The sequence below is a fragment of the Desulfocapsa sulfexigens DSM 10523 genome (assembly GCF_000341395.1).
GTDB lineage: Bacteria > Desulfobacterota > Desulfobulbia > Desulfobulbales > Desulfocapsaceae > Desulfocapsa > Desulfocapsa sulfexigens.
The window spans coordinates 921,733-943,928 of sequence record NC_020304.1; the positions used below are offsets into that span (position 1 = coordinate 921,733).

Annotated in this window: 19 protein-coding genes and 3 tRNA genes; 9 read left to right on the forward strand and 13 right to left on the reverse strand. The window is 45.0% G+C overall.

The genetic code is table 11. The annotated features are described in order from the left end of the window. Positions 1-98 precede the first annotated feature (98 nt). Genes pilM through UWK_RS04050 form a run of 7 tightly spaced genes read left to right on the forward strand, consistent with a single transcriptional unit; the run spans position 99 to position 7,757 of the window. Positions 99-1,157, forward strand: coding sequence for a type IV pilus assembly protein PilM (pilM, locus tag UWK_RS04020; RefSeq protein ID WP_015403068.1), 1,059 nt, complete (start codon positions 99-101; stop codon positions 1,155-1,157). Between the two features lie 9 nt (positions 1,158-1,166). Beyond that, entirely contained in the window at positions 1,167-1,739 is a 573-nt protein-coding gene (locus UWK_RS04025) for a PilN domain-containing protein (RefSeq protein ID WP_015403069.1), read from the forward strand. Positions 1,740-1,763: 24 nt separating this feature from the next. Beyond that, on the forward strand, positions 1,764-2,402 hold the full coding sequence (locus UWK_RS04030) for a type IV pilus inner membrane component PilO (RefSeq protein ID WP_015403070.1): 639 nt from the start codon (positions 1,764-1,766) through the stop codon (positions 2,400-2,402). A gap of 14 nt (positions 2,403-2,416) precedes the next feature. Then, the gene (locus UWK_RS04035) at positions 2,417-2,950 is read left to right on the forward strand and encodes a hypothetical protein (protein WP_153304818.1); all 534 of its coding nucleotides are present in this window, start codon (positions 2,417-2,419) and stop codon (positions 2,948-2,950) included. A gap of 3 nt (positions 2,951-2,953) precedes the next feature. After that, entirely contained in the window at positions 2,954-4,879 is a 1,926-nt protein-coding gene (locus tag UWK_RS04040) for an AMIN domain-containing protein (protein ID WP_015403072.1), read from the forward strand. Between the two features lie 59 nt (positions 4,880-4,938). Beyond that, positions 4,939-6,711, forward strand: a complete 1,773-nt coding sequence (locus UWK_RS04045) for a type II secretory pathway, component PulD (protein WP_015403073.1) — start codon at positions 4,939-4,941, stop codon at positions 6,709-6,711. A 56-nt stretch (positions 6,712-6,767) separates the two neighbouring features. Continuing rightward, positions 6,768-7,757 (forward strand): hypothetical protein, encoded by a 990-nt coding sequence (locus tag UWK_RS04050; RefSeq protein ID WP_015403074.1) that lies wholly within the window; start codon positions 6,768-6,770, stop codon positions 7,755-7,757. 143 nt (positions 7,758-7,900) lie between these two features. Here the strand turns inward: UWK_RS04050 and secB are convergent, their stop codons facing one another. The 3 genes from secB to UWK_RS04065 form a co-directional block, all read right to left on the reverse strand. Beyond that, positions 7,901-8,383: a protein-export chaperone SecB gene (secB, locus tag UWK_RS04055; RefSeq protein ID WP_015403075.1), complete on the reverse strand. Its 483-nt coding sequence runs from the start codon at positions 8,381-8,383 to the stop codon at positions 7,901-7,903. A 136-nt stretch (positions 8,384-8,519) separates the two neighbouring features. After that, the gene (gene uvrA, locus UWK_RS04060) at positions 8,520-11,351 is read right to left on the reverse strand and encodes an excinuclease ABC subunit UvrA (RefSeq protein ID WP_015403076.1); all 2,832 of its coding nucleotides are present in this window, start codon (positions 11,349-11,351) and stop codon (positions 8,520-8,522) included. A gap of 24 nt (positions 11,352-11,375) precedes the next feature. Then, positions 11,376-11,783 carry a CoA-binding protein gene (locus UWK_RS04065; protein WP_015403077.1) on the reverse strand — a complete coding sequence of 136 codons (408 nt, stop codon included), beginning with the start codon at positions 11,781-11,783 and terminating at the stop codon, positions 11,376-11,378. Positions 11,784-12,000: 217 nt separating this feature from the next. Between UWK_RS04065 and glyQ the strand changes: the two genes are divergently transcribed. Then, positions 12,001-12,882: a glycine--tRNA ligase subunit alpha gene (gene glyQ, locus UWK_RS04070; RefSeq protein ID WP_015403078.1), complete on the forward strand. Its 882-nt coding sequence runs from the start codon at positions 12,001-12,003 to the stop codon at positions 12,880-12,882. Between the two features lie 15 nt (positions 12,883-12,897). On the opposite strand, the gene UWK_RS04075 is transcribed toward glyQ, so the two are convergent. Next, positions 12,898-12,995: transfer RNA gene (locus UWK_RS04075), tRNA-Sec, on the reverse strand. A 160-nt stretch (positions 12,996-13,155) separates the two neighbouring features. Here UWK_RS04075 and UWK_RS19255 point away from each other — a divergent pair. Next, positions 13,156-13,503 (forward strand): hypothetical protein, encoded by a 348-nt coding sequence (locus tag UWK_RS19255; RefSeq protein ID WP_015403079.1) that lies wholly within the window; start codon positions 13,156-13,158, stop codon positions 13,501-13,503. A gap of 86 nt (positions 13,504-13,589) precedes the next feature. Here UWK_RS19255 and UWK_RS04085 read toward each other — a convergent pair. The 9 genes from UWK_RS04085 to UWK_RS04125 form a co-directional block, all read right to left on the reverse strand. After that, positions 13,590-13,667, reverse strand: a tRNA-Pro gene (locus tag UWK_RS04085). 52 nt (positions 13,668-13,719) lie between these two features. After that, positions 13,720-13,795 (reverse strand) — tRNA-Asn (locus UWK_RS04090). A 123-nt stretch (positions 13,796-13,918) separates the two neighbouring features. Then, a complete protein-coding gene (locus UWK_RS04095) occupies positions 13,919-16,567 on the reverse strand; it encodes a cation-translocating P-type ATPase (RefSeq protein WP_015403080.1) in 2,649 nt (882 codons plus the stop codon). Between the two features lie 69 nt (positions 16,568-16,636). Next, positions 16,637-17,218 (reverse strand): DUF4136 domain-containing protein, encoded by a 582-nt coding sequence (locus tag UWK_RS04100; RefSeq protein ID WP_015403081.1) that lies wholly within the window; start codon positions 17,216-17,218, stop codon positions 16,637-16,639. A gap of 52 nt (positions 17,219-17,270) precedes the next feature. After that, positions 17,271-18,107: a hypothetical protein gene (locus tag UWK_RS04105; RefSeq protein WP_015403082.1), complete on the reverse strand. Its 837-nt coding sequence runs from the start codon at positions 18,105-18,107 to the stop codon at positions 17,271-17,273. 90 nt (positions 18,108-18,197) lie between these two features. Continuing rightward, positions 18,198-18,953 (reverse strand): SDR family oxidoreductase, encoded by a 756-nt coding sequence (locus UWK_RS04110; protein ID WP_015403083.1) that lies wholly within the window; start codon positions 18,951-18,953, stop codon positions 18,198-18,200. Beyond that, on the reverse strand, positions 18,953-20,116 hold the full coding sequence (locus tag UWK_RS04115) for an aminotransferase class V-fold PLP-dependent enzyme (RefSeq protein WP_015403084.1): 1,164 nt from the start codon (positions 20,114-20,116) through the stop codon (positions 18,953-18,955). The genes UWK_RS04110 and UWK_RS04115 overlap by 1 nt, the downstream gene beginning before the upstream one ends. Before the next feature lie 20 nt (positions 20,117-20,136). Beyond that, on the reverse strand, positions 20,137-20,802 hold the full coding sequence (locus UWK_RS04120) for an SGNH/GDSL hydrolase family protein (protein WP_015403085.1): 666 nt from the start codon (positions 20,800-20,802) through the stop codon (positions 20,137-20,139). Positions 20,803-20,809: 7 nt separating this feature from the next. Further along, positions 20,810-22,195, reverse strand: coding sequence for a TolC family protein (locus UWK_RS04125; protein WP_015403086.1), 1,386 nt, complete (start codon positions 22,193-22,195; stop codon positions 20,810-20,812). Position 22,196 lies beyond the last annotated feature (1 nt).

A 22,196-nucleotide genomic window follows, 5' to 3' on the forward strand; every position in this document is an offset into this window, starting at 1 on the left:
TGTGTCCTTAATATAATTTAGTCGTCAATGCCTGTGATCACATAAGACAACATGATTGCAGATATTATTATATTTCTCATGCCAATAAATAGATACTCATGAATCTGCCTTTCTTTTCCAGTGAAGACCTTGTTGTCGGTATTGATATCGGCTCCCATGCAATAAAGGTCTGCCAGCTTAAACGAACCGACAAGGCTTACGCCGTGGTTAATCTGGGTAGCGCAACACTCCCGGAAGGGGCAGTCGATGATGGTACCCTGAACGATTCTGAAATTGTCGGTAAAACAATAGCCGAACTATTTAAAAGTTTAAAAATAAAGAAGAAAAAAATTGGTTTCTCCATCTCAGGCTATTCAGTTATAGTAAAAAAGGTTAACCTTGCGGTTATGTCAGAAGAACAACTGGAAGAGCATATTCAGTCTGAAGCAGAACAATATATTCCCTTTGATATTGATGACGTTTACCTTGATTTCCAGGATCTTAAAACCAACAGGGAAGATAGTGACAGGACCGATGTCATGCTGGTGGCTGCTAAAAAAGAAATTGTTGATGACTACCTGGAAATGTTCGAGGATCTGGACCTCAGACCTGTGATCGTTGACGTCGATGGTTTCGCACTGGAAAACACATACGAATACAACTACCCGAAGGATGAAAATGTTGCACTGGTAGACATTGGCGCGTCCAAGATGAACATCAACATTATCTCCAATGGTATTTCCGTTGTTGCCCGAGACATCGTTGTTGGCAGCCACCAATTGACAGAACAGATCCAGGCAGCTTTTGATCTTGAGTTCGAGGAGGCTGAAGCCCTGAAACTTGGCCACATCCCGGCAGAAGAAAAACAGGAAGAGATTGCAGATATCTTTTCAACGACTTGTACCCAATGGGTGCTTGAAATTAAGAAAGCAATTGATCTTTACCATGCAAACCATTCGGACTCACCTCTAACACGTCTGGTTCTGAGTGGCGGTGGCTCAAAAGTTTCGGGTCTTATTGATTTTCTTTCCAATGAGACTGGTATATCAGTGGAACTGTTTAACCCTTTTGGTAATATGACCGTCAATGAGAATAAAATTGATCCGGATTATCTGAAAAACATTGGCCCGGAAATGGCAATTGCAACAGGGATTGCCATCCGTCCATCAGTTATATAGGCTGAAATTATGCTAAGAATTAACCTCCTTCCCATACGTCAGCTGAAAAAACGCGCCAAGGCGCGTAATCAGATAATAAGTTTCCTCACCCTGCTTATTTTTCTCTTTCTTATTTTAGGGACTGTCAGTTTTTTACAAAGCACTCAAATAAAAAACATTGAATCATCGATTGCAGAACTGAAGAGAGAGAAGCAACAGTATGCTCCTATTCTTGCAGAGATGAAAAAACTTGAGCAGACTAAAAAAGATCTTGAAAACAAAATAGGCATTATTAAAAAGCTCAGAAGAGACTCAGCCATAACGGTCCATATCCTGGATGAAGTGGCAAAAAAAGTCGATTCCAAACGAATGTGGCTCAAATCGTTAAAGCAGCAGGGAGCTAATCTGTCCTTAACGGGAGTGGCACTGGACAACCAAACTATTGCCCAATTCATGGATGCCCTGAAAGACTCTCCATACATCAGTGAGGTAAATCTTTCAAACGCATCTCTGGCAAAAGTTTCTGGTCGGGATTTAAAAAGCTTTTCACTGGCTTGTGACATCGTCAGTCCGCCAGAAGAAAGTCAGAAAAAAGCTAACTAGAACTCAGAATAAACACTGCGGTATATGAAAAAGACTAACGCATTCGCGACCTTTATAGACGAGAAATACATCCCGCTTGACAAAAAGCTGAAAATTGCTTTGGCGGTTATTCTCTTTTTACTTCCAGTGGTTCTCTTTTATTTTTTGTGGCTTCAACCACACTACAAAAACCATGCCCGTCTGACACAGCAGAAGGCTGCAATGACTCAAGAACTCCAGAAAGCGAAGGCAAAAGCTGCAAACAAGGGCAAATTGCAAGCTGAACTCGATGCCACCGAGGAACTTTTTGCAGAAACTGCAACACTGCTTCCAAAAGAAAAGGAAATCCCAAGTCTTTTGACAAATATTTCAGCTTTGGGCCGCGGATCTGGACTGGACTTTCTCACCTTCAAACCAAATGCTGATATCCCCAGAGATTTCTATTCTGAGATTCCAGTTGACATCAAGGTTCGTGGTCCTTACCACAATATGGGAATTTTCCTGAATCAGGTGAGCAAGCTGGATCGAATAGTGACAGTGGCAAACATTAACATGGGGGGTCCTAAAAAAGAGGGCTCAGAAATGCTTCTCAATTCAAGTTGCCGCCTGGTTACTTACCAATTTACCAATGTACAGATCAGCAAACAAGAAGACCCGAAGAAAAAGCGCAAAAAACGCAGATAACAGACTGTCAGCCTATGAAAACATCATTCTTAAACACAAGGCCACATTTAGCCAAATCATTAACATTTTTATTATTGGGAACAATGCCCATCAGTTCAACGGCACTTGCACTTCCTGTTTCTTCACCCCAGGAAAATCCAACCCAACTGACCTTAGCCTCACCCGGACAATCGCCGGAAGCATTTTTTGAATACCGCATTGAAAATAGACCCGATCCTTTCCAGCCTTTTATCTCAGAAAAAGCCACATCAGCAAATATTAATGAAATTCTACCGGTTGACGAACAATTATCAGGTATGCAATTGTTTGAGCCAGGACAGTTAAATCTTGTCGCAATAGTCATGACAGGGGATAACGATTTTGCGATGGCTGAAGATACAACAGGAAAGGGATATATTCTCCGTACAGGAATGAAAATTGGAAAGCGCGGAATCGTCACCGCCATTCAAACCAACGAAGTCAAGATTGAAGAAACTGCTTTTACCAGAGCTGGCAAAAAACTAACAAGCAAAATTGTGATGCTCCTCAAGAAAGAGGGAGAAGAATAAACAATGCATACAAAACTTTCCACGTACTATTTGGCCATTTGCTGTTCACTTTTCCTTCTCCTGACACATTCCGTTCAGGCAGCAGAAACGGGTGTTTACTCAATTCAGAACATTGAAGCAGATGTACAGGACAACAGCCTGCTCATGGTGCTGAAAGGTGACAGTCCTCCTGCATACACCATGTATGAACTTTTTTCTCCTGCCCGGCTGGTTGTAGATATTGCCGATGCTAATTTGAATGAATCTATAGACCTGGCTGAAATTATCCCGGCAAATGATTTCACCACCATAACAATCACTACCCTCAAGGATAAAAGTCCATCTATTACCCGCTTTGAAATGACCCTTGCGGACAGTCACACCTATAAAGTTGAGCGGGTAGAAAATGACCTTACAATTCGTCTTTTTCCACAGGATACAACTGGTACAACAGAACTCAAAGCTGACAAAAATATTGATGCAACTGCCCCCCCCGCACTTCACGACATTGTTGTACGAAAAGATGACAACCAGACCGAGATCCTCTTTCAGGCAGACCAGGCAATTGAGGATTATAGAGAAGATACCGTAACAGGGCGTGACGGCCTTCCTGATTCCATGTATATCGATATCAACAATGTAAATGGTTCCGAATTAATACGTGAAAAAAACATAGGAACAAGCCTTTCTAAAATTCGTGTTGCAACCAGGGGTTCCGGAGTTCGAGTGGTATTTGATGCAGCCCCTGAAGGACTATTTTCCTATGACATCAAAACAGTTCCACAGGGTTTACTGGTAACCATTAACGAAAAAGGACAACAACAGAATGCTCCAGAGTCAGTTCCGGCTCCCGAAGAACTCAAAGATAACTCAATAAGTGCTGAAGCGATTACTTCAGATCCAACCCTTGATGCGCTTATAGATTCCTCGGAAGCCGCCTTGACGCAGAAATCACTAATATCTGAAGAAAATGTGACGGCCGCCGAGGCTATGCAGGATTCATTTGAATTCTCAGGCTACAAGGCAACTCGTATCAGTGTTGATTTTTACAAAATAGACCTCCATAATGTCTTCAGACTTTTTCGTCAGATCAGTGGTATCAACCTTATCGTCGATGAATCCGTAAACGGTTCTTTAACCCTTGCCCTCAATGATGTCCCATGGGATTTTGCTCTCGACATTATATTGAACTTAAAAGATCTAAAAAAAGAAGAACGGCATAATACTGTTGTTATTTATCCAGCAAAAAAAGAGTTCGCATGGCCAGAACGTGCGTCTGACAACCTCTCCTTTGAGGCGGACGCTGAAGTCATAGAACAGGAAGCTCTGATCATCCAGCAGTCAACTAACCAACCCGCAGAAATTATGCAGGCAAAGGAATTACTTCGCAGGGCAAAAATTGAGGAACAAAATAACGACCTCGAAGACGCAGTCAGGTTATATGAGCAAGCATTTGCCCTATGGCCCGAAAATGCGAAAATTTCTAACCGACTTGCCGCTCTATACCTTGTTGATCTCAAAATATATGCCAAAGCTATTCATTTTGCCAAGGAAACACTCAAGATCAATAAAAACGATTATCAGGCAGCGTTGTATGGTGCTATTGCCTCAGCCAACATGGATCAGGTTTCAGAAGCAATGGAATATTTCGCACAAAGCATAAGCGGCACCCCACCAATGAAGGAAGCACTTATCAGTTACGCTGCTTTCAGTGAAAAGAAAGAACAACCTGAAGCGGCACTGAAACTTCTTAACAAGTACGCAGAAAATTACAGCGATACAGTTGAAACCATGATTTCAAGGGCCAGACTCTATGACACCATGGGACAAACACAAAAAGCAACAGAGCAGTACAAGTCGTTGTTGTATTCTGGTTATCAGCTGGTTCCAGGGTTGAAGAAATATATCCGCGGCCGATTAGCCATGAAAGACAATCAGATTGTTCAATAATTCAGAATTCTATAGAAATGAGACCAAAACTTTCTTTTTCAATGCCCAAGGGGTTTTCCATGAAGCTTCAAACATCAATGCTGCAGTTAAGCTGCCTTCTTCTTCTTTCCTTCTCCGTTGCCTCCTGCATACCTGACAAGGGCGAACCTGAAGTAGACCTTCCGGAGGCACCTCCAGTCCCGGTCGAGACGGTTGAAGAACAAACTCAACTCCCTGTACAGTATCAGGCACCTTCCTATATGGTTGACACCTCAAGCAGTGAAAGCATCGATGAAGTTGCTGATGATGTCATAATTAAAGTTGGGGCCTCTATTCGTTCCACCCAAGGTCCTCAACCGCTCTGGGATATTCTGAAGCGGCTTGCTGCCTTGAAAAAGATGAGCGTTTCGTGGGCAAGTGATGTTGACCAGAATGTGCTTGTTGATGTTGATATAAGCGCTGATGACGATTTCTACAGTGCTATTGACAACCTTCTGCGTCAGGTGGATTATTACCATGAAATGAATGGTTCGACCATTGTGGTCCATTATAAAGAGACGAGACAATTCCACATTGCAATGCCCTTTACTAAACAGCTCTACGAAACTGCAACGGGTGGCAATGTCCTTGGCAGTAACGATGCTGCAAGTAATATTGAAGGAACTATTCGTTTGGATTCCAAGGGGAATGAATTCGATATCTGGAAAAACATTGAAGATAACATGAATGCTATCCTTGACACCTGGTCGACATCTGCAGTTACCTCGGTTCCGGAGAGCACTCCTGCAGAAAATGAGGACACAGCTGATACTACCCCAAGCAAGGCAACCAAGCAGGTTTCTGCTTCTGGTAACAAATACACCATAGACAAACCTGTTGGTCTGATTACTGTCCATGCACCACGACCACTTCTGGATAAGCTTGAACTCTATTTTAAGAATCTTAAGAGAGAATTATATAAACAGGTTTCCATCGAAGCTAAGGTTATTGAAGTCCAATTAACTGACTCCTCGTCTATTGGCCTCAACTGGAACATGCTATTAAAAAATCTCACGGTTGGTGCTAGTTACAGTGGTGCCAAAACCCGTTCGGATTCAGACAGTAATACCAATACCGCTTCAAGCGATTGGGGGAGGGATTATAATGACACTACCAACAGAGACACCGATATTGACGGGCTAACCACATCCACCCGTGCGGTAACTGATACCATAACATCAGTTGGATCGTTGGCAGCTTCCACAACAGATACCATTACCCACCTCATTACTGAAGGAGGTGGAGCCGCCATATCACTTGCCGCATTTACCATGGATACCTTCCTGAATGCCGTTAAAGAGCAGGGACAAACGACCATACTCTCAAACCCAAAACTCAGTGTCTTGAATGGGCAGCCTGCACTTATTACCGTGGGAAGAAATGTCACATACATAGACAGCATTGAATCTGATGTCAACAATGACACCGGAACGGTTTCCTACACCGTAGAGACCGAACGGGTTCTATCTGGAGTCGGCCTTGCACTGACCGCAAACATCCTCGAAGATAATGAAATCATTCTCAACTTGGTTCCAGTCACCTCCGAACTTGAAGAACCCATTGAATACAGAGATGTTGGTCTTGGCCAGGTTGGATTGCCGATCATTAATGTCAGGGAAATGAGTACAACAGTCCGGGTCAGAGATGGGGAAATGCTGGTTATTGGTGGGCTAATTTCAAATGTTGAAGACAATGGCGGAACATTTGTACCAGGAACCAGCAATATTCCATTTTTCAAATACTTCTTTGGCTACGAAGAAAAAATAAGCAGAAAAAGAGAGCTTATAATCTTACTTAGACCACGAATTATATAAAAAATTTCAATCAACTTTAATACCACGATTCAATAAGAATTTTCAGGGAGAAAATTATGCAGAAGTTAAAATACATACTTTATCTGCTCTCAGCCGTACTCGTTATGGGTTGCGGCAATACGGTTGTGGAGACCCTCTATGTTGCGGATCCTCCAAATCCCAATGCTCCTGGTAAAGGACAGACTATTGTCATCCTTCCTTTCGCCGACTATACCAGTGCTGACTCCATCGCAGGTGCATACAGAAGGAACCTGGCAGTCACTGAGGCAATAACGGACAGACTAGTTGCCAACGGCTTTAGCCTTGCTATCCAGGAAGACGTATTCGGATATCTTGTCGCTGAAGAAATCGTCAGCGTCATTCCATATGATGAAAACAGAACAGCCAGTTTATCCGAAGAACTGAACAATGAATGGTCGGAATTGATGAAAAGTCACTTAAGGACGTATATTCAAGACCAGAAAATGCGTTCAGGTGAAACTGTTTCAGGAAGCCCAGGGACCCATGCCCTTGACCAGAAAGCCGTTGCGAAAATAGGCCGTCAATTTAATGCCGATTACATTGTTCGTGGGCGACTCCTTGAGTTTAAAACCCGAGAAGAGAATACGTGGATACCATGGAAAAAAGGTCTGCTTCCATTTACTTTGGGGTTAAGTAGCCAGACACTGAATGGTTTTGCTCGTTCTGACACATATGATGACTGGGGGCATATGCTTCTTCCAGGAACCCTGGGTGCCATCACAGGGTATAATGCCGACACACTCGGATTTGACAATAACGTTGGTGGTGGTGTGGTGTGGGGAGCTGTTGGTGCAGGTGCTGGACACATGGCAAAAAATGGCGGCCAGGTTGATCAGGCCGTAGTTCAGATGCGTATTTGGGTACAGGAGGCAGCCACTGGAAATCTTGTCTGGACAAACAGAGTTGATGTCAAGGTATCACCTGAATCCGTATATGCCGATCGTCAATATGATATGCTCTTTGACAAAGCAATACATAAAGGTGTCAACACCCTTATTGATAACTTTGTTCAGTATGGATTATAAGATTCATATCTGATATTCTCCCGCAAAAAAAGGCTCTTAATGCAAACTGCATTAAGAGCCTTTTTTCTTTTCTAGCTAATGGAGCACTATCAAATAAAAATCACAATTGCATTACAAGTACAAAAGGCTTCTATTATTCAGTTTTAGTTTTTGGCAGCAGCAGCTTCCTGCTTGGAATTTTGATATAAAGCCATAAAGTTAATCGGTTCCATAAGGAAGGGTATAAAACCACCATCAACTGATATCTGGCTGACTATCTGCCTGGTAAAGGGGAAAAGAAGCGTTGGACAATCAACGCCCAGTACCATTTCCAGATGTTCTGCAGGAATATTCCTCATTAGAAATGCGGCTGCATGTTCAATTTCCATAATAAACATGGTCTTGTTGTTATTTCCACTATCAAGAATTTTAGCAGTAATCTGTAATGCAACCTCGTAGTGATTATCATCCAGTTTTTTATTGTTCAGTTTTAAATTAACTTCAACCTTTGGTTCCTGATTCTGTGCCTGAAAAACACCGGGAGCATTGGGATTTTCAAAAGAGAAATCTTTGATATACATCTTCTGCATGCGAAAAACAGGATTGGTATCTTCTGCAGCATTATTGTTTGCATTTTCCTCTGTCATGTTTACCTACCTCAATAGACGGTTACTAAATATTCAATCAATGGTTACCCAACAATAAGGGCACCTTACAAAAATCTTCCTTATTAAACAGTAAAATTGGTCGTTAGGCAAAGGAATTCCAAATTTTATCAAGAAGCTAACGTTTAAGCACATCACCGAGATAGTAACCTGTGAATGACCCTTTGGATTGTACTATTTTTTCAGGGGTTCCAGTCGCCACAATATTGCCACCATTATCACCTCCTTCAGGCCCAACATCTATCACCCAATCCGCTGTTTTTATAACGTCAAGGTTATGCTCTATAACTACAACCGTATTTCCATTATCAACCAGTCGCCCCAGAACGCATAACAAGTGTTCAATATCAGCAGGATGCAGTCCAGTTGTCGGTTCATCCAGAATGTAGAGCGTTTTACCACTGGCTCTGCCGGAAAGCTCTTTCGCCAACTTTACCCGTTGAGCTTCCCCGCCTGAAAGTGTCACCGAGGACTGACCAAGGCTGATATAGGTGAGACCAACATCATAAAGAGTCTGTAATCTGTTCTTTACAGGAGGAATATTTTTGAAAAATTCCAGAGCCTCTTCAACGGTCATCGAGAGGACTTCATGGATATTTTTGCCACGATATTTAATTTCCAATGTTTCCTGGTTATAGCGTTTTCCCTGACACGCCTCACACACCACATATATATCGGGTAAAAAATGCATGGCAATCTTATTCACACCTTCACCCTCACAGGCCTCACAGCGTCCACCTTTAACATTGAAACTGAACTGGCCCAGCTTATATCCCCGGACTCTGGACTCCGGTAGACGTGCGAATAGTTCACGAACAGGTGTAAAAACACCGGTATATGTAGCTGGATTGGAGCGGGGTGTTCTGCCAATGGGACTTTGGTCAATATCAACTATCTTATCAATCTTATCCAGGCCGCTAAGAGTGGTCTTCCCTATCCTGGCACAATCGAGTCTTCGCCCCACTCCCTCTTTTGCAAGAGGAAAAAGTGTTTCAATCACAAGTGAACTCTTTCCAGATCCTGATACTCCAGTAATGCAGGTCATTACTCCGAGGGGAAAGGAGACATCAATATTTTTGAGATTATTAACAACACCATGCTTCAAACGAAGAAATTGCCTTTTGGCGGCTTTACGCCTTTTTTCAGGAACCGCAATATTCCTGCTTCCACAAAGATAATTCCCGGTCAACGATGTATCACATTTCAACAGGCCTTGGACATCACCAGCATAGACGACCTCCCCACCGTGCACCCCTGCTCCAGGGCCCATATCAAGTATGAAATCAGCAGTCATAATCGTGTCGGTATCATGTTCCACCACTATGACACTGTTCCCCATATCCCTTAATTCAATTAGAGTATTAATCAATTTCTGATTATCACGCTGATGAAGGCCAATACTAGGTTCGTCTAAAATATAGAGTACCCCGGCCAGTCTTGATCCTATCTGAGAGGCCAGTCTGATACGCTGGGCCTCACCCCCGGAAAGGGTGCCTGATTTCCTTTCAAGGGACAAATAGCCTAGCCCCACATCTTCAAGAAACGATAACCTGTCAACAATCTCTTTCAAAATGGGTTCTGCTATCTGACGTTCACGACTAGAAAAGGGAATAAGAGGGAGATATTCGATCATCTGTTCAATGGATAGACAGGTGAGATCATAGATTGACCATTTACCCGCTTTCACAGACAGCGCCTCCGGCTTTAAACGCTCACCATGGCACTGTGGACACGTTTGTTCATTCATGAAACGGCCAAGTTCCTCTCTGATCATAGGAGAATTGGTCTCATGAAATCTTCTGTTCAGTTGCGGTATAACCCCCTCATACGGCTTCACTGTGGTCATCTTTCGGTGTCCTTTCTGATAACAAAAGGAAATCGCTTCGGATCCTGAGCCATACAATAGAATATTCTGAAGTTTTTGAGGTAATTTAACGAAAGGAGTTGTCATGGAAAAGGAATAATGCTTTGCAACTGCTTCAAGCATCTGGCCTGAATAACTCTTTCCGGCACGTTTGCCCCAGGGCGCAATAGCGCCATTTTTTATACTGAGTGATGGATCGGGAACAATAAGTCCTGCATCAAAAAACTGTTTCACCCCAAGCCCACCACATTCTTCACAGGCTCCTTGAGGATTGTTGAAAGAAAAAAGTTGGGTTGAAAGACGAGGCATGGAAATGCCACAACGATGGCAGGCGGCAAATTCGCTAAACAATTGATCTTCTCCACTGTCAGGAAAATGAACAAGCAGAAAGCCCTCAGTTAACTTCACAGCAGTTGTAATGGAATCACTCAGCCTGCGAATGGACGAAGCCTTAATCACCACCCTATCGACCACAACCTCAATGGAATGATGTTTATTCTTCTCAAGTGCCTGCACGTCATCAGTATGAACAATCTCCCCATCAACCCTGATGCGAACAAAACCCTCTTTTCGGATACGTGTCAGCAACTGTTCATGACGCCCCTTCTTTCCAGTAACCATGGGAGCCAGTAAAACTACCTTGGTCCCTTCAGGAAACTGCGACAAGCTGCCAACCATGTCTTCAATGGATTGGGACCGAATCTCATCACCACACTCGGGACAATAGGGACGGCCACATCGCGCAAACAACAGACGCAGATGATCATAAATTTCAGTGACCGTACCCACGGTTGAGCGAGGATTTTTCGATGTGGTCTTCTGTTCAATGGAGACGGCTGGAGACAAACCTTCAAGAGCATCAACATCTGGCTTATCCATCTGTCCAAGAAATTGGCGGGCATAAGTTGATAATGACTCCACATACCGTCTCTGCCCCTCAGCGTATAAAGTATCAAAGGCCAGTGTAGATTTCCCAGAACCGGACAAGCCGGTGAACACAACGAGGCTGTTCCTTGGAATGTCGACATTAACATTTTTAAGATTATGCATCCGCGCCCCGCGGATACTTATTTTGGCAGGTTCCATCGTTTGAGTAGAATGTCTTCGGTATTATAAATTCGCATGATCAACCTTAATGCAGCGATCCATGACAACTTTGATCCCTGCTTCCTCCGCAAGTGCTGCAGCATCATAATTGACTATCCCCTGCTGCATCCAGACGACCTTAGCCTGAATTGCAATGGCTGCCTCAACAATTGGATAGACATCTTCACTCCGCCTGAAGATATCGACAATATCCACAGGCCCGGGAATGGACGCAAGATCGGGATAAGAAACCACCCCTAGAATTTTGTCGACGCCAGGATTGACGGGATAGACCGTAAACCCGGCATCCATCAGGTATTTTCCGACCATATGACTGGGCCTGCCAGGCTTAGGAGAAAACCCCACTACTGCAATCGTCTGAGCTGCACGTAAAATTGCGCTAACCGATGTCATGGAGTGTAAAGTAAACATAACGAAAACCTAAAATATTTTTTCATAGTATTTCAATAAGTTCTCACAAAACCTGAAAAATAATGATTTACCCGGGATACCAGCTATGGTAAATGTGCTAAATTAAACTTTTCATTAAAGATATTGCTTTGTAAAGAAACTTACTCGGATGATCGAGTGTGAAAAGTAATCAGAATCGAACAAAAAGCAACCTTCTTAATCATTACAGGAACAGTGAATGAATTTTCAGGATATCATCTCTCAGCTGAATCAATACTGGGCAGATCAGGGCTGTGTTATTCAACAACCATATGATATGGAAGTGGGTGCCGGGACATTTCACCCAGCCACTTTACTCCGCTCCCTTGGCCCGGAACCATGGAAAGCCGCATATGTACAACCCTCCAGAAGACCAACCGATGGTCGCTACGGTGACAACCCTAACCGCCTCCAACATTATTACCAGTATCAGGTAGTCCTCAAACCATCACCCATCGAGGTACAGGAACTCTACCTCGGAAGCTTAAAACGCTTTGGTCTCGACCTGCTTGAGCACGACATCCGCTTTGTTGAAGACGACTGGGAATCCCCGACTTTAGGTGCCTGGGGACTTGGCTGGGAAGTATGGCTTGACGGGATGGAAATCACCCAGTTCACCTATTTTCAACAGACAGGCTCCATCGATCTCCACCCAACGACGGTTGAAATTACCTACGGACTCGAACGAATCGCCATGTACCTGCAAGGCGTGGACTCTGTATATGATATTGCCTGGAATGATTCTATCAGCTATGGAGACATCTTCCATCAGGCAGAAGTCGAGTTTTCCACCTTTAACTTTGAAGAGGCAAATGTTCCGGAGCTGATCAACTTTTTCAACACCTACGAGGAAGAAGGACTCAAACTTATCGCTAAGGGACTGATCCTGCCCGCATATGATTACTGCCTGAAATGTTCACATACATTCAACCTCCTCGATGCAAGAAAGGCAATTAGTGTGGCCGAACGAACACGGTATATCGGCAGAATTAGAAATATCGCAAGAAAAGTTGCAAGTGGATACGTGACTCAACGGGAGGAGATGGGCCACCCTCTGATAAAGAAAACAGAGACAGTGTAGTGTAGAAAAGGAGAGTGGCGGAAGTGCATGGGAATCGAACCCACCTATCGAGCTATTAACCCGATACACCGGATTTGAAGTCCGGGAGCGCCACCAGTGCACTATCCACTTCCACAATATATGCGATCACTGTAATACCAATAATGATGGAAAACAACTTTTTTATAATTTGCCTTCTAAGAAGAGAATGTTTATTTTGCTCGTTAATTTGCCGATAAAACGGAAAAACAGATAATTACTCTAAATCAATTACTCAGGTAAACACAAAAGAATATGCAGTGCGAACGACTCATTAAACAGATCAAAGGATGGTACTTCCACGTAAGCAATGAAACCATGGCCCCAGCGCGAATGGTCTCATTTATTGAGAAACATGCCGCAGAATGTTCAATCTGCCTTGCCGACCCGGACCTCCAGAAAGAAATTGAAAGAATCACAGAGATAATCCTTCCTGAATCCAAAATTCCCAAGGCAGTTCGAATGCAGCAGGAACAGGATGAGCTTGAAAGAAGAGCAGCTGACGACGATGATGAAGAAAATGATGATGAGGATGATAACGATGAGGATGATGACGACATTGAGGATGACGAGGATGATGACGATATCATTGAGGATGATTGACCGAACCTTTCTCACCAGCGAATGCTAAGACGCAAAAAAAAAGCCAGTCACAATTGAGTGATTGGCTTTTTTTATTACTTCACAAATGGTCGGGGCGGTAGGATTCGAACCTACGGCCTCCTGCTCCCAAGGCAGGCGCGCTAACCAGGCTGCGCTACGCCCCGACTCAAAAAAAAGGAAAAAAGCCCGACCACAAACGATCGGGCTTGGTATTTTTGGCTCCTCGAGCAAGACTCGAACTTGCGACAAGGTGGTTAACAGCCACCTGCTCTACCAACTGAGCTATCGAGGATTAAACACAACAGGATGATGACAGCAACAACCTGTAGGCCGACGAATATAAACGACCATGGTTACACTGTCAATATTTTTTTCTTCACCTGGCAATCATAAAACCTATTCCTTTTATGGACCCTTAAGTAAAAGTCGCTTCCCTTCTCTTCATAAAAAAAAGTTGCAAAACAGCATAGCCCCGGCACAGAAGATAAAAGCATAAAGCAGAACCACCGAGCAGGAGGAGCTGCCTGCCATCGAGCGCTGAAATTTTAAAGATATCACGCAACGGCGTGTACATAAGTACAAGTTGAACAACGACAGAAAACACAACTGCAGCCCATACCCACCAGTTGGAAAAGAGAGGTACTCGATAATCTCTTCGAATCACAAAGACTAAAACCACTTCATAGAGCACAACAAAGTTAAAAACTATTGTCTGCCCCAGTTTCAGCTCTTCTCCATCACCATTTGCTCCCCCATAGAGCGAAAAAAGAAATAAGGCAAAACCTGTACCGATACTCCCCAAAACCCCGATCAAAACGAGCTTATCCAGGGGAAGTATATTCTCTTTCGCGTCTTTTGGCTGGCGGGTCATAATATCAGTGCCGTAAGGATCCACGCTGAATGCGAGTGCAGGCGCTCCATCTGTTACCATATTAATCCAGAGAAGCAGGATAGCGGTAAGCGGCAAATTCATCCCAGTCATCACTGCAAGGAAAATGATCAATACTTCACCAAAATTTCCAGAAAGAAGGAGCATGATCGATTTCTGAATATTATCATAAATCCCACGGCCTTCCCGTATGGCACTCACGATATGACTAAAACTGTCATCAAGGAGAACAATATCAGAAGCCTCTTTAGCCACCTCGGTGCCACTCCCCACGGCAATACCTATATTTGCTTTCTTCAGTGCCGGAGCGTCATTAACTCCGTCCCCAGTCATCGCAACCGTGTGTCCCATTCCTTGTAGAGCTGTAACTATACGCTGTTTATGCTCCGGAATAACTCTGGCAAAGATATTTATTCCACTCTGCAGTACTGAGGTCAGGGCGGCATCATCCATGTTATCAATTTCATGACCAGTACACACTTCGCTCTCAATCCCGATCTCTCTGCCAATAGCCCTGGCCGTTGTCTGGTAATCACCTGTCACCATTATCACTCGGATCCCGGCCTCCGATGTTGTTCGAATGGCCGGCAACACATCCTGGCGTGGGGGATCTATCATTGCCTGAAACCCGATAAACGTCAGCCCTTCCTCATCAAGTGGCTCCGTTGCATCTTTCTGCTTCCACGCAAAAGCAAGAACACGCATGGCCTGTCCTGCATAGAGATCGTTCTGATTCTCAATTTGAGACATTGCCTCCTGATCAAGGGGGAGAATCTCTCCACTTCTGTAATAGCTGCTGCAGTGTTTCAGGAGATGCCCTGGAGCGCCTTTACTGAAAACAGAAAACTGCCCCTGATCATCCTGGAGTAAAACACTCATCATCTTTCTTTCGGAATCAAATGGGATTTCATCTATCCGCTTGTCTGTTCCCTTCAAACCAAGCTTTCCACCACTGGTCAACAGAGCACCCTCGGTCGGGTCACCTATCAGTTCCCATTTTCCACTGCGCTGATGCAACTCTGCATTGTTACATAGAAGTCCTGCTTTGAAGAGTAGCTCCACAGGTTCTCCCTTTACGTCTCCAACTGGCTCATAGCCAATGCCCTGCAATTCAATTTCACCGTCCATGGTCCAGCCATAGCGAACTGTCATCCGATTCTCGGTCAGTGTTCCTGTCTTATCAGTACAGATCACATCACAGCTCCCCAGAGTTTCCACAGAGGAGAGCTTCCGTACCAACGCCTTCTTCTTCAATAATCGCTTCACTCCAATGCTGAGCGCAATGGTTACCACGGCCGGCAGAGCTGTTGGTACTGCTGCAACAGCGAGACTTATGGCAATAAAGAGAAAGGCAACAAAGGTTTGTCCGGTGAGCCCTCCCGTGAAAAAGGCCTGAATACTCAGCACACTGAAGACCACAAGACAGACAAGCAGAATAACCGCCCCAAGCCTCTTACCAAATCTATGCAAACGCAGCTGCAGGGGCGTCAACTCATCAACTGCTCCGGAAATAAGAGCAGAAATCTTTCCGATCTCAGTTTCCATACCCGTGCCAACCACAACTGCCAGGCAGTTACCAACAACCACCGAGGTGGTGGAAAAGAGCATGTTCACCTGCTCGCCGATCTGAACGTTCTCTGCAATAACTCCGCTTCCTTTTTCCGCAGGGACACTCTCCCCAGTCAAAGCTGACTCTTCCACCTTCAAACGAACCGATTCAAGAATTCGGGCATCTGCCGGAACTTTGTCACCGGCAGTCAGCACAAGGACATCACCAGGAACCAAGTCTGCAGCATCTACTACTCTTTTCTCACCTCCCCGTACAACGGTGGCGTGGAGAGCGGCTATCTTTTTAAGGGCTTCAAGAGAACGATATGCATTCAGTTCCTGGAAAAAACCGATCAGGGCGTTGGCAAGAAGAATAGCAAGGATGAGAATGGAATCTATATATTCGCCTATGATACAAGAAAAAACAACGGCAAACAGCAGAATATAGATGATAAAACTTTTGAACTGGTCAAAGAAAATGACCAGAGGATTTACAGCTTCCGCAGTCTCCAGAACATTAGGGCCATAACGGAGGAGACGTTCGTGAACCTCTGCAGAGTCGAGTCCATCACGACCGGAACCCAGATCTCCAAGAACCTCTTCTCCTGATTTCTGCGAATAATGCACAGACTCTCCAATGTCATGAAAAACTTCTTACCCTATTGATTTTCGGTCACTGACTACGAAGGGCATTCACTACGGAACCGGAGGGAAACCTCCAAGGATAGCATCTATCGCGTTATTGATATTTCGGGTAACCTCCTTCGGATCATCATTCCCACCCAGACGATCGACCCCAGTACCACGCCATATCAATTTATGCTGCTCATGATCCAGGATATCCACTATCAAAGTACCCACTTCGTACTCTCTGGCTGTTGTTCTCCGCATTCCGCCCATACCGGTCGTCATAAAGGGATCACGACCTAAAGCACCATAACCGTAGGGGCTGTAAAAGTGATCTATGGTATCCACCTGCAGCTTGCTATCGATCGCACCCAACCAACTCACAAGAAAATCAGCGGAAGTTGCTTCACTCTTCACATATCCTTTTGCAGCTAGATTCCTCTCCACTGCACCACGAACTCTATCAATAACGAGGTCATTATTTATCCGGACGTCACTCCCCGGTGCCTTGCCATCATCCAGCCAAGCATATGTTTTGAGTTTTGTAAAATCGTAGGCCGGATCGTAATCGGCATTGACACTGAGTGTGGAACAAGCCCCACAAACAAACAGCAGGGTTAGAACACAAGCAAAACTCGCAAATCGTCTCATCTGACTAACTCTCCATTTAAAGAACACTCCAAATCTCAAATTCAGAGAAACACTATTGCTGTGGCTGATTACCAAACATACCTTTCAACATTTCCATGGCCTGCTGCATCTGTTCCTGATCCTCCGGAGACATCTGTTTTTGCTGCCCCTGCATTGCCGGGCCACGCCTCTTCTCTCCACTTTCCGGATCTTTCAGCATGGCGATGGTCTGTCTGGCCATCTCACGCGCGACGGCATCTGATTGCTGATCAAACACCGGTTCAATTCCCTGAGGAAACTGAAAAAATGAATCAGCAACCCTTCCTTTATCCACGGATGTTGCCTCGATTTTCATGTTCATCCCCATCATATTTGTCTCAACGAGAAGCGGAAGACCTGAACCATGAATACTATAGACCACACTGCCCATCATTTCGGTCCGGTCACAGCTGTAACCAAGAATTTCTTTAGCATTCTGTTGTACCTTCCCGCCAAAACCTTCAGCGACAGAGACACCCATCTTTTCACCATTTTCACTGACCCGCTTTTGCTCAGCCCTGGAAAGTTTATTGTACTCTTCAATCATATACTTTTCGGGGTTAACATTCTTGGTACCTGTTCCCTCGGTCAAGTCAAAGTGATAACTCCATTCAGGAGTATCAATATCCACGGTTTCGTTTACCATGGTCATCCCCATCATGGTCGTTTTGGTTGTATGATAGGTGGCAACCTCACGGCCATAATCCCGGATATAAGTGATTTCACTCCCATTCTCCATGCCACTGATGGTGTAATTGATGGTACCATGCTTAAAAGGCAGCTTTTTCTCCCAGGGATTTTTTTCCCCGGCAATTACACACAACGGTAACAGCAACACCAGTATGACCCCAAACAGACCCGCCTTTCTCATTTTTAATCCCCCTGACATATCTAGCCGAGAACCCATTGTACTCTTTATTACTTTAGCAATCTGCAGAAAATTGTTCAATCCTTTCCTGCTTCATTGTTTCCGATGAATAGCAAAAGGACTCCAGCTCTGACAAACCGGCATCACCTCAAGACGATTTACATTCACATGAGACGGACGGTCAGCCAGCCAATAGACAATCTCCGCTATATCCACCGGGGTAAGCGGCTCAGTCCCCTCATACACCGCATCTGCCTTTTCTTTGTCCCCATGAAAACGAACCACGGAAAACTCAGACTCTGCAAGTCCTGGTTCAACATTGGATACTCTAATTCCTGTGCCATGGAGATCGGCACGCAGGTTATTGGAAAACTGCTTCACAAATGCCTTGGTTGCACCATAGGCATTTCCACCCGGATAGGGCCAGGAGCCTGCGATGGATCCAATATTGATAATATCTCCCTTCCCACGACTCACCATAGCCGGTAACAGGGCACGGGTCACATACAGCAGTCCTTTGATATTGGTATCCACCATATTTTCCCAATCATCAAGATCAGCATCCTGAGCCGGTTTCATACCAAGGGCAAGTCCTGCATTATTAACCAGCAGGTCAATATTGCTGTGTGATTCCGGCAAAGTCTTCACCATGTTCTCTACCTGCTCTCTTTTGCGAACATCACAGACAACGGTATGTACGGCAACCTCCGTCAGCTGGTTCTGAAGTTCCTGTAACCGCTCTTCGCGACGACCGCAAAGAACAAGGTCCCAACCTTTTTCGGCAAATATTTCGGCACACGCTCTGCCAAATCCTGAAGTTGCTCCTGTAATAAATGCTGTTTTGGTCATTATTGTCCTGCCTCCCTGTTAAAACACTCAGCAGCCCTTTTCATATCATCATCAACGAGATAGAAATGAGGCGCTATTCGTATATATTCTGAACGAACTGTTGCTACTATTCCGAGTTTCCCAACACGTTCCACAAGTTTTTGAGCATTTGTTTCAGGAAGAATCGCTAAAATCCCTGAACGGTGCGCCTCCGGAAAAAGTAACGGCGTGAAAAGATCGGGATCAAGATACTGAAGAAAAACATTCTGTAATCGCAACACCTCCATTCGGATATCCTCCATGGGGTAGCGTAAAAAAACTGCATCCAGCAAACCATTGATTGCAGCAAGATGTTCCCAGGACAGTGTGGAATATTCAAACTTACGCCCATCCACATGGGGATTCCAGGTGTGATCAAGATACTCAAGGCCCTGTTGCATCGAAGATGCTCCAACCATTGTTACTTCAATTTTATCTCGAAACTCAGGACTTGTATATAACAGTCCAGCTCCAAAGGGCCCCATAAGCCACTTCCAGGATGAGACAGCCACAGCTGCCACATTACACTCTTCCGGATACAGCGGCAGACACCCCACACTCTGAGCCCCATCAATAACAAGATCGATATTACGCTCCCTGCAGAACCTTCCCAGTTTTACCAAATCAGCTGCATAGCCACTACTGAATTGGACATGACTGAGGGCAATTATCCGTGTCCTGGAGCTTACCTTTGCCTCCAGTTCTTCCATGGACCATCCCCGTGGAGATGCTACGCCAGGAAGCGTCCCCAAGGGATCATGGTCATCCAGGAGGACAAGCTTTACTCCTCGTCTTTCCTGAAGACGCCACGGGTAATGGTTACTTGGAAATTCGTGAATATAACTGATTATTTCATCCCCAGGCTGAAACGGATAACCGTTGGCGATCAGGCACATCCCCTCCGCCGTGTTATGGGTACTGGAGATGTTCCCTGAATCAGTTTTAAATAACTGGCCACATTTTTGATGAAAACGGGGCAGCAAACTAAAAAAAGGTGGCAAGCGGCTGACTCCACCCTCGGCCATGGCCTTGAGATAGTCCTGAGCTGCCTCTTCTGCCTGCCGCTGCATGGGAGAAATAGCACAATGAGCCAGAAAGACGCTGTTTTTCTTTACAGGAAAGGCTTTCTCACTTTTATCGAACATACGAAAACTCATTTTTTAGATTATTTCAAGGAAGGACACTCGTCACTCTGCGACAGGTGTTGCGATGGGAAAACATGATGCTCCAGGACCAGGTCTGCACAGCTGTTGTTGATATGGGCAAAATCGAAAACCAGATCTTGTCGCCTCTTCCCTGTATTGTCCACAAGATACTGATAGATATCGATAAAAGGGATTTGCAATTCATCACAGCATCTGGCATAGGCATTATTTAACTGCTCCGTGTAATTGCTGCGTTCTTCACAGGTAGTGTTAAATGGATAGCTCAGGCCCTGTTGCCATTTCTCGGCTGCAGGTCCCAGAAAATCTCCGGTGGGCACCACATTAAAGACGTGTATCCGATAACCATCATTTCGCAACTTCTTTACATGGGAGGTATAGCGTTCAGCGGTTCTGGCGATAAGCTGTTCAATAGGAGTTCCCAGTTGCAGATGTTTATATTTGATATGGAGTCGAACATCCACTTCACCAAAACAGAAAATCAGCTCTTTTTCGCGCAGCGGTTTGAGGATTTCCAATAGTTTTTTCTGGTGACGCTCCAGATTGTACGCAGTCTTACCGTCCAATTTATTGTATCCAGTCAGGACTCTGGAATCAGCAATAATATGATGATTCTCAAAACAACGCCTGGAATGGCTATCGCCTACGGCAAATATTCTCCGGTCCATAGGAGATTTACTCAGCGCCGTTTCCCATACCCTCTCCAGCCAGATATGGAGTTAAGGATTCCCCCGTGGCCGTTTTTAATGACTGCCTGTTAGTATAGAGACCGATTAACGACAGGGCCAATCGGGACTGGGTCCGTACCAGATCCCGCTGCACCTCATTCAAACGTGCCAGGGACTCCTGTCCGGCCTTGTATCCCTCTTCAACCAGATCCCTGCTCTGTTCAACAAGTTTGACAGATGCACGCTGAAGTTTCAATTGTGCCCTTGCCTGTTCCAGCCTGGTGATGGCCTGCCTCACCTCACTTTGCACTTTGTTTTTCTGCTGTTCAAGGGTACGCACCGCTTCTCTCCGGAAGGCCTTTGCCTCAGCAACTTTCGCTCTGTCACCCCCACCTCGGAAGAGGTTGTAAGAGAGATTCACAGATACCGTAGAACCAAAATCATCTTCTTCAAAACCCATATCGTCCAGTCTGTTTCCATCGACGGATCCATTGAGTGACAGTTGAGGATAGAACCTGGCCTTATTACTGCCAACAGCCGACTCAGCACGCTGTACACTGAACTCCTGCCGCAGAAGATCTGGTCGATTGTTCGCAGCCACCTGGAGCAACTGATCAGTAGACAGGCTAACGAATTCACTTTCCTCCACCATTTCAACCCGCTCTAGACGTAACCCCTCCGGCATACGTCCACTCTCACGACCGAGCAATACAGCCAATCCATACAGGGCCAGATCATAGTCACGCTCGGCGAGGAGAATTTCAGTGGAGGCATTGTTCATCTGTACCTGAAAATTGAGTAGTGCCGAGAGTGACCCTGCCCCGGCATTCATGCTCACTCTTGCCTCATCAGCCTGCTTCGAATTAAAAGAAAAATCGGCTTCAGCGATGGCTTTATTATACAGAGCCAACTGTGCACCGTAGTAACTCTCAGCAACGGATTGGAGAAGAAGCCGCATACCATCCCGTCTTGCCTGTTCCGTTTCCTGCTGCCCGGATTCGGCTATGAGATTATTGAATTTTCTGGAAAAGCCATCAAAGAGAAGCCAGGAGGCACCGATGGAGATCTGGTATCTCTCACTGCTTCGATCAACATCGGCACCACCCAAAATCATGGATTGAGTGGCAGCATCAGCTGCCGACATTCTTCCCGATACCGCAGCGCCCCCGGCATCAACGCTTGGGTAGTACAGGGCTCTTGCCTGCTCAATTCGCTGCCGTGCCTGTTCCACCCGCTCTGCTGCAGCAGCAAGGGAAGGATTCCCTGCAAGTGCAATCTCCTGAGCAGTTTCAAGATCGAGCACTTCTACTTCTTCAAGCGTTTTTCCACCCGCAAGAGAAGCAGAGATAAAATATATTGTCAGTACAATTAAAAAAGATATTTTCCAGTTCATT

Coding starts and splice junctions, on each gene's coding strand:
- UWK_RS19255 (WP_015403079.1), top strand. CDS start 13,156: ATGCAGTGCGAACGACTCATTAAACAGATCAAAGGATGGTACTTCCAC.
- UWK_RS04110 (WP_015403083.1), bottom strand. CDS start 18,953: ATGACCAAAACAGCATTTATTACAGGAGCAACTTCAGGATTTGGCAGA.
- UWK_RS04040 (WP_015403072.1), top strand. CDS start 2,954: ATGCATACAAAACTTTCCACGTACTATTTGGCCATTTGCTGTTCACTT.
- UWK_RS04025 (WP_015403069.1), top strand. CDS start 1,167: ATGCTAAGAATTAACCTCCTTCCCATACGTCAGCTGAAAAAACGCGCC.
- UWK_RS04050 (WP_015403074.1), top strand. CDS start 6,768: ATGCAGAAGTTAAAATACATACTTTATCTGCTCTCAGCCGTACTCGTT.
- glyQ (WP_015403078.1), top strand. CDS start 12,001: ATGAATTTTCAGGATATCATCTCTCAGCTGAATCAATACTGGGCAGAT.
- UWK_RS04030 (WP_015403070.1), top strand. CDS start 1,764: ATGAAAAAGACTAACGCATTCGCGACCTTTATAGACGAGAAATACATC.
- UWK_RS04035 (WP_153304818.1), top strand. CDS start 2,417: ATGAAAACATCATTCTTAAACACAAGGCCACATTTAGCCAAATCATTA.
- UWK_RS04065 (WP_015403077.1), bottom strand. CDS start 11,783: ATGTTTACTTTACACTCCATGACATCGGTTAGCGCAATTTTACGTGCA.
- uvrA (WP_015403076.1), bottom strand. CDS start 11,351: ATGGAACCTGCCAAAATAAGTATCCGCGGGGCGCGGATGCATAATCTT.
- UWK_RS04100 (WP_015403081.1), bottom strand. CDS start 17,218: ATGAGACGATTTGCGAGTTTTGCTTGTGTTCTAACCCTGCTGTTTGTT.
- secB (WP_015403075.1), bottom strand. CDS start 8,383: ATGACAGAGGAAAATGCAAACAATAATGCTGCAGAAGATACCAATCCT.
- UWK_RS04045 (WP_015403073.1), top strand. CDS start 4,939: ATGAAGCTTCAAACATCAATGCTGCAGTTAAGCTGCCTTCTTCTTCTT.
- UWK_RS04120 (WP_015403085.1), bottom strand. CDS start 20,802: ATGGACCGGAGAATATTTGCCGTAGGCGATAGCCATTCCAGGCGTTGT.
- UWK_RS04105 (WP_015403082.1), bottom strand. CDS start 18,107: ATGAGAAAGGCGGGTCTGTTTGGGGTCATACTGGTGTTGCTGTTACCG.
- UWK_RS04115 (WP_015403084.1), bottom strand. CDS start 20,116: ATGTTCGATAAAAGTGAGAAAGCCTTTCCTGTAAAGAAAAACAGCGTC.
- pilM (WP_015403068.1), top strand. CDS start 99: ATGAATCTGCCTTTCTTTTCCAGTGAAGACCTTGTTGTCGGTATTGAT.
- UWK_RS04125 (WP_015403086.1), bottom strand. CDS start 22,195: ATGAACTGGAAAATATCTTTTTTAATTGTACTGACAATATATTTTATC.